We start from the raw sequence: 10,312 nt of genomic DNA, 5'->3' as shown, positions 1-10,312 counted from the left end.
GGGCGGGGTCGGGCACAGGGGCCTCGGGGGCGGGGTCGGGCACAGGGGCCTCGGGGGCTTGAGCGGGCACGGGAGCCTCGGAGGGCGCTGTCGCCGCGGTGGGCTGATCCGGGGCGGTCACCTCGGGGGCGGTCTCCGGCGCGGCGGGCGCGGCGGGCGCGACAGGGTCGAGTGCGTCGCCGGCCGGCACGGCGGCCTGCGCTACCGGATCCGGGGCCGGGGCGGCGACAGCCTCGGGAGCCGAGGCCGGGGCCGGGGCCGGGGCCGGGGCCGGGGCCGGGGCGGCGACGGTCTCGGGGTCTGGCGTCGGGGTGGCGACGGACGCGGCAGCCGGGGTGGGTTCGGGGGTGGCGACGGCCTCGACGGGCGGCGCGGACGCTACGGCCTCGGCGGACGGCGCGGACGCTTCCTGACCGACCGGCTCAGCGGCCGGAGCGGGCTCAGAGGTGGCCACGGCCTCGGCGGACGGCGCGGACGCTTCCTGGCCGACCGGCTCAGCGGCCGGGGCAACGGCGACCTGACCGGTGGCCTCAGGGCCGGGAGGGGCGGGTTGTGGAGCCGTCACCTGGGGCTCCTGCGTGACTGGCGCGGCGTCAGTTGCCGCCGGGGGGTGGGGCGCAGTGACGCCGGCGGTGACGTCCGGCTCCGGCTCGGCGGCCTCGGAGGCGGACACCGCCGGCTCCGGTGCGGCGGCCTCCGGGGCAGCGCCCGCGGCCGGCATCTGCGCAACGGCCTCAGGGGCTGCTGCTTCTGGTGCATGAGCGGCAGCGTCCGGTACCTGCGCGGGAGCCTGTGCACCAGCGGCCTCGGCCGGGGCGACGGCGGCGAACTCCGGGGCAGCGGCAGCCTCCGGGAACGGGACCGCTTCAGGGATCCGGCCGGCCTCCGGGGCGGGAGCCGGCGCCGCGGCCTGCTCGGCAGCCACCGCCGGGCCCTGTCCGCCGGAGGCGTCCGGCACGGACGGCTCAACGGACGGCTCAGCGGAAACACCGGCAGGCTCACCGCCCTGCACAGAGCTGTCCACGACCGGCCCGGGCCCGGAAGCCGACGGCGCGACCGGTGCCGGGGCGGCTACGGCCTCGGCGGCGTCCGCCTGGCCAGCGTCCGGACCGGCTCCGGCGGGGTCGACCGCAACCGCCGCACCCTGCCCGGGAAGGGCGTACCCGGCCTCGGCCACCTGGGCCTCGACCGCACCAGGGGCGTCACCGGCGGCGGCGAGTCCGGCCTGGGCGGCGGCCACCCGCCCCTCTGCCGCGTCCACACCCACGTCAGCGGGGGTTTCTCCCTGTGCCGTGGGCATGACCTGCTCCGCGGCGGCCCCTTGGGCTCCGTCCGGGGCGGCGCCCGCACCCGCGGGGTCACCCGCAGGGGTCTGAACGGCCTCGGCTGCCCGAACCTCTGCGGGGCCGACGCCCGGCGCCACAGGGTCACCCACCGCGGCCTGTCCGGCCTCGGCCGGTGCCGGGGGTGTCGTGTGGCTGGTCTCCGTCGTCACGTGGGTCGCGACCGCCTGGGCCGTGCCCATCGGTTCCGTTGCCGGAACAACCGTTTCCGCAGGCGCCGCCCCGGCGCTCACCGGTCCCGGGGGCGTGGCCGGTGTGCCCCAGGGGGCGGCGGGCGGCGCGGGCATCTCGGGGGCGCGGGGGCCGTCGAGGTACTCGGGGCCCGCGGCGGACGGCGCCGGCTGCCGCACGGGCGCGTCCGCGGGGCCGCGGTCGGCGAGGGAGCGGACCGGGCTGGCGGAGCTGTTGGGCAGCGGCGGGCCGAGGTGCAGAGGCCGGCGCGGGGTGATGGGCGGGATCGGCGGCGGGTCCGGCAGACGGACGCCGCCGAGGTCGACCGAGCCGCTGTCGCGGCCGGAGATCTCGTGCGGGCCCGGCTGGTGCACGGTCTCGACGACCGGCTCCGGCGCGGGCGGAGGGACCTCGTTGCCCCAGGCGCCCTGGGCGCCCGGCAACAGCAGCAGGTCTTCGTCCTCGGCTTCGGCGGTGGTCTCGGAGAGGTAGGTGTACGCACCGTGCGCGGGGGCGCCCGGCTGCTCCACCATGCCTGCGCTCTCCGGCAGTCCCTCGCCCGGGACCTGGCCGGTGTCGGTCATGCGTACCCCTCGCCCATCGGTTAGTGCTCCTACGACCAGCTCGCCCGGAACGGCGCACCGACCGCCCCGCAGTGAAGAACGAGCGTGCGTCCCCAGCGGCACGAACGGTCCGCCCGGAAAAGGCGACAAAGCCATTCACTGGCATTGTTGCGGCCGTACCACCCTCTCGGCAGGTTGATCCGCGAGGGTTCCGCTGTGGACTGCGCCACGTTGCGCGTCCTCCGGTTCTGCCGTACCACACACACCCCAAAACGGGCGGGTTTTCCGGACATTGACCGACGAAGCGCCGGGCGTCCTTGTGCGGTGCAGCGATCGGCCAGCCTACCGCGCGCAGTACGACAACCCGATCACGGGGACGGCGGCGGGATCAGGCACCGCGCCGCGGCAGCACGCCGCTGAGCAGGAACGCGACGCTCCGCTCCCTCTCCGTCCAGGCCCGGGTGTCGAGTTCGACGGACTGCAGCAGGGCGCACTCGACGCCGTAGCCGTGCTCGGTCAGGTCGCGGCCGATGAGTTCGGCGGCGTCGCGGGTGGCGGCGTGCGTGACGATGCGCTGCGGGCGGCGGTCGGCGACCGCTGAGACGACGGCCGCTCCCCCGGCGCCGACGCGGACGACGTCCGGTTCGGGGAGGTTCTCCAGGATGTGCGGGGCGGTGCCGTGCACGATCTGGAGCTGGACGCCGAGGCGGCGGGCGGCGGCGTCGGTGCGGGCGCAGGCGTTCAGGTCGCTGTCGACGGCGAGGACGGCGGCGCCGGCGCGGGCGGCCTCGACGGCGAAGGCGCCGCTGCCGCAGCCGATGTCCCACACGAGGTCGCCGAGCCGGGGCCCCAGGTGGGCGAGTTGGGAGGCACGCAGCAGCTGGGTCTCGCCCTCGCCGAGATCCGGGCCGTACACGTCGGCGGGCAGGGTCCAGCCGCGCGGTCCGGCGGACGGGTCGCGGCCGGAGATCCAGCCGCCGGCCTCCCCCGCGGTGCCGGGCCGGGTCGGGCCGCCGAGGACGATGACGACGTTGGGGTCGCGCCAGGAGTGGTCGGCGGCCTTGTCGGAGGTGACGACGGTGACGCGTTCGCGGGCGGTGCCGAGTTCCTCGCAGATGACGAAGGAGCGGTGGACCCCTTCGAGGAGCAGGCCGAGTTCGGCGGGGCCGGCGCCGGGTGAGGTGAGGACCGCCACCTTGGTGTGGGCGCGGCATACATTGACCGCGCGTCGCAGGGTGCGGGGGTGTGCGACGACCACCTGTGCGTCGTCCCAGGGCATGCCGGCGCGGGCGAAGGCGGCGGCGACGGAGGAGACGGCGGGGACGACCTCCACCTCGAGGCCGAACTCGGGGGCGCGCAGGGTGCGTACGACACCGAAGAACCCGGGATCGCCGTCGGCGAGCACGACGGCCGTGCCGCGGTGGCCGGCGATGCGGCGGGCGGCGAGGGCGACACTGCCGAGGCGGATGCGCTCGGCGCCGGCGGGGACCTCGGGCAGCGCCAGGTGGTGGGCGGCACCGGCCACGAGCGTGGCGGCACCCAGGGCGGCGCTCGCCGCAGCGGTCAGCGGCGAACCGTCCCAGCCGATCACCGTGACCCGGTCGGCCATCGTCGTCAGTCTCCAGGGGTTTTCGCAGGTCGTCTGCGTGGCGTTGTGGGGAGCAGCCCGGGGGCGGGCTCCGTGAGGGTACCCGGTGGAGCTGCCGGACGGGGCGCCGGCGTCGTCGCCGCCGTCGTCCTCCGGGTGGTTCCGGTCAGTTCCAGTCGCCGAAGGACGTGAAGCCGTCGCGGAGCTGGTCGCCCACGCCTTCCAGGTCCTCGGGGAGCAGGCTCCAGACGATGAAGTCGGTGCGTACGTCGTTCCATGTGCCGTCCTCGGCACGGGCCCGGGCTATACAGGCGTTGCGCAGCACGCCCTCGCTGATGCAGCCGATCTTCTGGGCGACCTGCTGTGAGGCGGTGTTGTCGGCCGCCGTGCGCAGCTCGATGCGCTCGAACTTCTGGTCGCCCAGGAGCCACTGGGCGGTGGCCAGGGCGGCCTCGGAGGCGTAGCCCTCGCCGCGGGCCCAGGGGGCGATGATGTACGACAGCTCCGTGGAGCGTACGTGCCAGTTGGTCTTGCCGAGCCGGATGACGCCGACCAGGCGCTGGGTGAGGAACTCGGTGACGGCGAAGTCGATTCCGTGTCCCTCGGTGCGCTGCGCGGGGGCGTACTCGGTGATCCAGGTGCGGGCGCCGCTCTCCGTGAACGGCTGGGGGACGGAGGTCCAGGCCGCCACCTGTTCGTCGTTCATCATCGCGGCCAGGGCCGCGACGTCGTCTTCGTCGAGGGGACGCAGCACCAACCGCTCCGTGCTGATGGAGATGTTGGGGAAGGTGCTCGTCATCCGCCGCTCCGTAACCTTCGGTGAACCTTCAGGGCATGCTGAACTGCCCAGCATGCAGCATGAAAGCACTCGTCCGCATCACGGGCCCTCACCCCACCGGGTGGGGTGAGGGCCCCTGTGCGCGAGTGCCGGGCGTGGGCTCAGAAGGAGGCGAGCACGGAGCCGTCGGTGTACTTGTCCTCGATGAACTTCTTCACCTCGGGCGAGGTGAGGAGCTTCGCGAGCTTCTTCACCCGCGGGTCGTCCTCCTGGCCCTTCTTCACGGCGAGGAAGTTGCCGTACGGGTTGTTCTTCGGGGACTCCAGGACGAGGGCGTCCTCGGACGGCTTGAGGTCGGACTCGATGGCGTAGTTGCCGTTGACGACGGCGGCGTCCACGTCGTCGAGGGAGCGCGGGGTCTGGGCCGCCTCCAGCTCCTTGAACTTGAGGTTCTTGGGGTTCTTGGTGATGTCGGCGGGGGTCGCCGCGTTGCCGACACCCTCCTTGAGGGTGATGAGGCCGTGGGCGGCGAGGAGCTTGAGGGCGCGGGCCTCGTTGACCGTGTCGTTGGGGACCGCGACGGTCGCACCGCTCTTCAGGCCGTCGGCCTTCTTGACCTTGTGGGAGTAGAGGCCGAGGGGCTCCAGGTGGACCGTGACGACGGGCACGATGTCGGTGCCGTTCTTCTCGTTGTACTCGTCGAGGTACGGCTTGTTCTGGAAGTAGTTGGCACCGACGGAGCCGTCCTGCGTCGCGGGGTTCTGCGACGTGTAGTCCGTGAACTCCTTGACCTCCAGGTCGAGGCCCTCCTTCTTCGCCAGGTTGTCCTTGACGAAGTTGAGGATCTCGCCGTGCGGGACAGGGCTCGCGGCGACGACCAGCGGGCCGGACGTGTCGGAGGCGTCCTTGCCCGCGCCGCAGGCGCTGAGCCCGAGGGTGAGGGCTCCGGCGGCGAGGACGGCAGTGGTGATCTTGGCGGTGTTACGCACGAAAAGTGCCTTTCCTTATGACCTTGCGGGTGGTGCGGCCCCTGAATCAAGGGGTGGCGGCGCGAAGCGCCGTCGTTGAGGGGTGGCGGTCGGGCGACGGGTGGGCGAACGGGGGGTCAGGAGGCGGCTTTGAGCAGCCGCAGTTTCGGGGCGGGGCCCGAGTGGGCGCCGCGGCGGTGCAGGGAGCGGGCCGCGTAGTCGCCGGCGAACTGGATGACCGAGATGACGACGGCGAGGATCGCGACGGTGATCCACATCAGCTGGGTCTCGAAGCGCTGGTAGCCGTAGCGGATGGCGATGTCTCCGAGGCCTCCGGCGCCGACGGTGCCCGCCATGGCGGAGTAGCCGATGAGGGCGACGACCGTGGTGGTGGTGCTGGAGATCAGCGACGGCAGCGACTCGGGGACCAGGACCTTGCGGACGATGGTCCAGGTGTTGCCGCCCATGGACTGCACGGCCTCGACGAGCCCGTGGTCCACTTCGCGGACGGCCGTCTCGACCAGACGCGCGAAGAAGGGGATGGCGCCGACGGCGAGCGGCACGATGGCAGCCTCGACGCCGATGGTCGTCCCGGTGATCGAGCGGGTGAAGCCCATCAGCGCGACCATCAGGATGATGAACGGCAGGGAGCGGGCGATGTTCACGACCTGCCCGATGACCTTGTTCGCGGCGAGGTTCTGGAGCAGGCCTCCGCGGTCGGTGAGGACCAGCAGGATGCCGAGCGGCAGTCCGCCGAGGACGGCGATGAGCGTGGACCAGCCGACCATGTAGAGCGTGTCCCAACACGCCTGCTCCAGCAGGGGCTGCATCTCGGTCCAGGTCACTTGGCACTCTCCTTCACCAGTTCGGACTCATGGCCGAGGACGTCGATCTGGAGGCCCCGTTCCCGCAGGAAGCCGATCGGCACGACGTTGTCCTCGTAGCGGCCGGGCAGTTCGATGCGCATCCGGCCGACCTGGAGGCCGCCGACGGTGTCGATGGCGGCGCCGAGGATCGATATGTCGATGTTGTAGGTGCGGGCGAGCTGCGAGATGACGGGCTGGGTGGCGCTCTCGCCCTGGAAGGTGACGTCGACGACGGTGCGGTCCTCGCCGGTGGCCTCGCCGCCGAGCGGGAACAGCGCGGCGGCCAGCTCGGAGCCGGGGGTCGCGAGGAGCTCGGTGACCGTGCCGGACTCGACGATGCGGCCGTTCTCCATCAGCGCGGCCGAGTCGCAGACCGACTTCACGACGTCCATCTCGTGGGTGATGAGCAGGACGGTCAGGCCGAGCTGCCGGTTCAGATCGCGCAGCAGCGCCAGGATCGAGCGAGTGGTCTCCGGGTCGAGGGCGCTGGTCGCCTCGTCGGACAGCAGCACCTTCGGGTCGCCGGCGAGCGCCCGGGCGATGCCGACCCGCTGCTTCTGACCGCCGGAGAGCTGGGCGGGGTAGGCCTTGGCCTTGTCGGCGAGGCCGACCAGGTCGAGCAGTTCCAGTGCCTTGCGGGAGCGCTCCTGCCCGGACTTCCCGAGGATCTCCAGCGGCAGCTCGACGTTGTCCTGGACGGTTCGGGAGGACAGCAGGTTGAAGTGCTGGAAGACCATGCCGATACGGCTGCGGGCCTGCCGCAGTTCCCTTCCCGCGCGCGGGCCGCGGCCGGCCAGGGCGGTGAGGTCCTGCCCGGCGACGGTCACGGTGCCGGAGGTGGGCCGCTCCAGCAGGTTGACGCAGCGGATGAGCGAGGACTTGCCGGCGCCGGACTGGCCGATGACGCCGTACACCTCGCCTTCGCGGACGTGCAGGTCGACGCCGTCCAGGGCGGTGACCTCGCGGCCGCGTGAACGGTAGACCTTGGTCAGGCCCGAGGTGGTGATCACTGGGATTCCGTCACTGTCGAGTGCGCGGGCGTGGGTGTGCCCGGGCACAGGTGCATTCGGTCAGGGACGCGACACGGTTCTCGCTGGGGAGTGGAACCGGGGAGAACATGTGCGCGGGGCGGCTTCGGGTCACGCAGCGCTCAGGGCGTGCGGACAGGCCGCTGTCTCGCTTCGGGGCGCGAGCTCAGGGGGGTGGTGCGGGGGCCCTCTAGAAGGCGCACATTCGACACATACAACGAGCACCGGGCGTCATGGTCGCCTCGGTCGCGGGGATGCGGTCGCTCGTCGTGGTCATGCCGTCAGTAAAACATGCGTACGGTCCTGACCGGCCCTCCGTTGTCCGGATGCTGGACAGCGGTGGACGGAGCCGGGCGCTGTCAGCCGTTGAGGGAGATTTCCACGCCCTGCTCGGTGACCAGTGCGGACAGGGCCGACAGGTTCTCGACGACCAGATCGGCCTGGAGTTCGTGGGCCCGGTGGGTTGTGGTCAACGCCACGGTGGTCATGCCGGCGGCCCGTCCGGACGCCAGGCCCGCGGGGGCGTCCTCGAAGACGACGCAGTGCGCGGGGTCGACCCCGAGCGCGCGGGCGGCCAGGAGGTAGGGCTCGGGGTCGGGCTTGCCGCGCGTGATGTCGTCGGCGGCGACGAGCGTCTTGGGCAGGATGCCGACGGCGTCGAGCCGGGCCTCGGCCAGCCGCCGGGTGGCCGAGGTGACGACGGCCCAGCGGTCGGCCGGCAGGACGTCGAGGAGGGCCCGGGTGCCCGGCAGCAGGTGCACACCGCCGTTGGGTACGTCGTCCACCTCCAGGTCCTCGATCCGCGCGACGGCCTGCGGCACGACCTCGGCGGGCAGCAGGTCGGCGGCTATCTCGGCGGCCGGCCGGCCGTGCAGCTCGACCCGCGCGAACTCCTCGGCCGTGATCCCGTACTCCCCGGCCCACCGCGTCCAGCAGCGGTCCACCGAGGCGAGGGAGGAGACGAGGGTTCCGTCGTTGTCGAAGAGCAGGGCCTGCGCGTGGATCGTCATGTCCTCGACCCTACGGTGCAGGCCAGGGCCGGAAGCAGGGGGCCTTTTCGGCCGTAATAAGGTCGCTGCATGCTGACTGCCCTGATGCCGGCGACCGGCGTCGCCGCGCTGCTGCTCGCCGCATGGTGCGGCTGGGCGGCCTACCGCGACCAGCCGACGAAGGACTGGCACTTCATCGGGATGGCCGTCGTCACGCTGCTGTCGCTGATCCAGCTGGTGGCCGGCATCGTGCTGCTGGCGCGGGGCGAGGAGCCGGAGCAGGGCACGACGATCTTCGTGGCGTATCTGCTGGGGGCGTTCGCGTGCGTCCCGGCGGCGGCGTTCATGTCGCTGGCCGAGCGGACCCGGTGGGGTTCGGTGACGGTGGCCGCGAGCGGTGTGGTGCTGGCGGTGCTGGAGGTGCGGCTCTATGACATCTGGGGAGGCTGAGGTGGGCCGACGGCGGCTGGCCAGTGGGCCGGGCACGCTGCTGGTGTGGCTGTACGGCGTGATGGTCGTGGGGGCGGTGTCACGGTCCGCGTATCAGATCGCGACGGAGTTCGACCGGGCGCCGCTGGCGTATGCGCTGTCGGCGGTGGCCGGTGTCGTGTACGGGTTCATCACGTACTCGCTGGTGCGGGGTGGGGAGACGGCGCGGAGGATCGCCCTTGCCTGCTGTGTCGCCGAGTTGGTGGGGGTGCTGACGGTGGGGACCTGGACCTTGGTCGAGCCGTCCGCCTTCCCGGACGCGACCGTGTGGTCCGACTTCGGGATGGGGTACCTCTTCATTCCCGTGCTCTTGCCGCTGTCCGCCATCTACTGGTTGCGGAAGGGTACGCCTCGGGAGGGTGCCGCCTGAGGTTCGTCAGGCGGCCGCGGGCCGTGTGTGGTTGCTCGCGCAGTTCCCCGCACCCCTCAGGGCGAAGATCAAGCCGTCGCCGCGTAGGTGCCGGCCGGCTTCTCCAGGACGATCATCGGAATGCCGTCGGCGCCCTGGGACGTGCCCACCGTCTCGTAGCCGACCTTGCGGTAGAGGCGGAGGTTGCCCTCGTTGCGGTGGCCGGTGTGGAGGCGGAAGCGGGTGGCGCCGCGCTGGCCGGCGAGGGCCGTTTCGGCCGCTCGGAGGAGGCGGGCGCCGATGCCGTGGCCCTGGAGGCGGGGGTGGACGCAGAGCTTGCCGATCGCGGCGGCGCCGTCCTCGGTGACCGAGCCGCGGACCGAGCCGACGACCTCCTCGCCGAGGCGGGCCACGAAGACGCAGTCGCGGGTGACCTCCTCGCGGACCGAGTCGAGGGTTTGGACGAGCGGGTCGATGCGGTAGTTGCCGTACAGCGCCGCCTCCGGCTGGAAGCACAGGTACTGCAGTCTGAAGATCTGCTCCGCGTCCTGCTCGGTCGCCGCAGAGATGGTCACGCTCATGCCCATGTGCGCACGCCTCCCGCTCATCTGATCACCTGTCGTCCCCCACTCCTATCCCCGTCCTCAGCGGGCCGCAACCTCCGGCGTGAGCAATCTCCGGAGACATCCCAGGCATCTGGAACGTTCCGGACCAAGACTCCCCTGTGAGATACCCAACTCCCCTGCGATTTCCCGGTATGTCGGGTCCTCCGGCGAGAGCAGGGCCTCCATGAGCCGGGGGCAGCGGCCCGGGAGGCGGCGCACGGCCTCGCGCAGGGCCCGGCCGCGGGCCGCGGCAAGGGCGAGCTGCTCGGGGCCGCGGTCCGGGTCGTCGACCGGTTCACCGGCGTACGGCCGTTCGAGGCGGCTCGTACGGCGGGTGCGGCGCGCCTCGGAGCGGACGGCGCGGCGGAGCCACTGCTGCGGGTCGGGCGGCGGGCCCTCGGTGTCGAGGCGCTCCAGCAGGCGGAGCCAGACCGCCTGCTCCAGGTCGCCCGGCTCGGTTCCGGTGGAATATGCCTCCGCGGAGGCCTCGGCGGTGAGCAGCGGGCGCAGGGCGGCGACCAGGTCGTGCGTCATATGCGGAGCGACGCGGCCGCCCGGGCTGCGGGTTGCCCGGA

At 72.7% G+C, this 10,312-nt stretch carries 10 protein-coding genes and 1 pseudogene; 2 read left to right on the top strand and 9 right to left on the bottom strand.

Translation table 11 applies throughout. The features are described from left to right. The 7 genes and pseudogenes from IO24_RS44675 to IO24_RS0132745 form a co-directional block, all read right to left on the bottom strand. A pseudogene (locus tag IO24_RS44675) lies at window positions 1-2,098 on the bottom strand (nicotinate-nucleotide--dimethylbenzimidazole phosphoribosyltransferase); the annotation flags it as partial. A 367-nt stretch (window positions 2,099-2,465) separates the two neighbouring features. Beyond that, window positions 2,466-3,686: a precorrin-6y C5,15-methyltransferase (decarboxylating) subunit CbiE gene (gene cbiE, locus IO24_RS0132770; protein WP_031142119.1), complete on the bottom strand. Its 1,221-nt coding sequence runs from the start codon at window positions 3,684-3,686 to the stop codon at window positions 2,466-2,468. A gap of 145 nt (window positions 3,687-3,831) precedes the next feature. Then, window positions 3,832-4,464 carry a GNAT family N-acetyltransferase gene (locus IO24_RS0132765; protein WP_031142117.1) on the bottom strand — a complete coding sequence of 211 codons (633 nt, stop codon included), beginning with the start codon at window positions 4,462-4,464 and terminating at the stop codon, window positions 3,832-3,834. A 140-nt stretch (window positions 4,465-4,604) separates the two neighbouring features. After that, window positions 4,605-5,432, bottom strand: a complete 828-nt coding sequence (locus IO24_RS0132760) for a MetQ/NlpA family ABC transporter substrate-binding protein (RefSeq protein WP_031142115.1) — start codon at window positions 5,430-5,432, stop codon at window positions 4,605-4,607. 116 nt (window positions 5,433-5,548) lie between these two features. After that, on the bottom strand, window positions 5,549-6,256 hold the full coding sequence (locus IO24_RS0132755) for a methionine ABC transporter permease (protein WP_031142113.1): 708 nt from the start codon (window positions 6,254-6,256) through the stop codon (window positions 5,549-5,551). Then, the gene (locus IO24_RS0132750; protein ID WP_031142111.1) at window positions 6,253-7,287 is read right to left on the bottom strand and encodes a methionine ABC transporter ATP-binding protein; all 1,035 of its coding nucleotides are present in this window, start codon (window positions 7,285-7,287) and stop codon (window positions 6,253-6,255) included. The genes IO24_RS0132755 and IO24_RS0132750 overlap by 4 nt, the downstream gene beginning before the upstream one ends. A gap of 377 nt (window positions 7,288-7,664) precedes the next feature. Next, window positions 7,665-8,315, bottom strand: coding sequence for an HAD family hydrolase (locus IO24_RS0132745; RefSeq protein ID WP_031142109.1), 651 nt, complete (start codon window positions 8,313-8,315; stop codon window positions 7,665-7,667). Window positions 8,316-8,384: 69 nt separating this feature from the next. On the opposite strand from IO24_RS0132745, the gene IO24_RS0132740 reads away from it, so the two are divergent. Next, a complete protein-coding gene (locus tag IO24_RS0132740) occupies window positions 8,385-8,744 on the top strand; it encodes a hypothetical protein (RefSeq protein WP_031142107.1) in 360 nt (119 codons plus the stop codon). After that, window positions 8,725-9,153, top strand: a complete 429-nt coding sequence (locus IO24_RS0132735; RefSeq protein ID WP_031142105.1) for a hypothetical protein — start codon at window positions 8,725-8,727, stop codon at window positions 9,151-9,153. Before IO24_RS0132740 ends, IO24_RS0132735 begins: the two co-directional genes overlap by 20 nt. 68 nt (window positions 9,154-9,221) lie before the next feature. On the opposite strand, the gene IO24_RS0132730 is transcribed toward IO24_RS0132735, so the two are convergent. Then, window positions 9,222-9,719: a GNAT family N-acetyltransferase gene (locus IO24_RS0132730; RefSeq protein WP_031142103.1), complete on the bottom strand. Its 498-nt coding sequence runs from the start codon at window positions 9,717-9,719 to the stop codon at window positions 9,222-9,224. 57 nt (window positions 9,720-9,776) lie between these two features. Continuing rightward, window positions 9,777-10,271, bottom strand: a complete 495-nt coding sequence (locus IO24_RS0132725) for an RNA polymerase sigma factor (protein ID WP_031142101.1) — start codon at window positions 10,269-10,271, stop codon at window positions 9,777-9,779. Window positions 10,272-10,312: the final 41 nt, after the last annotated feature.

The organism is Streptomyces flavovariabilis, from assembly GCF_000725785.1.
GTDB lineage: Bacteria > Actinomycetota > Actinomycetes > Streptomycetales > Streptomycetaceae > Streptomyces > Streptomyces hawaiiensis.
This window is presented reverse-complemented; position numbering and strand designations above follow the sequence as displayed.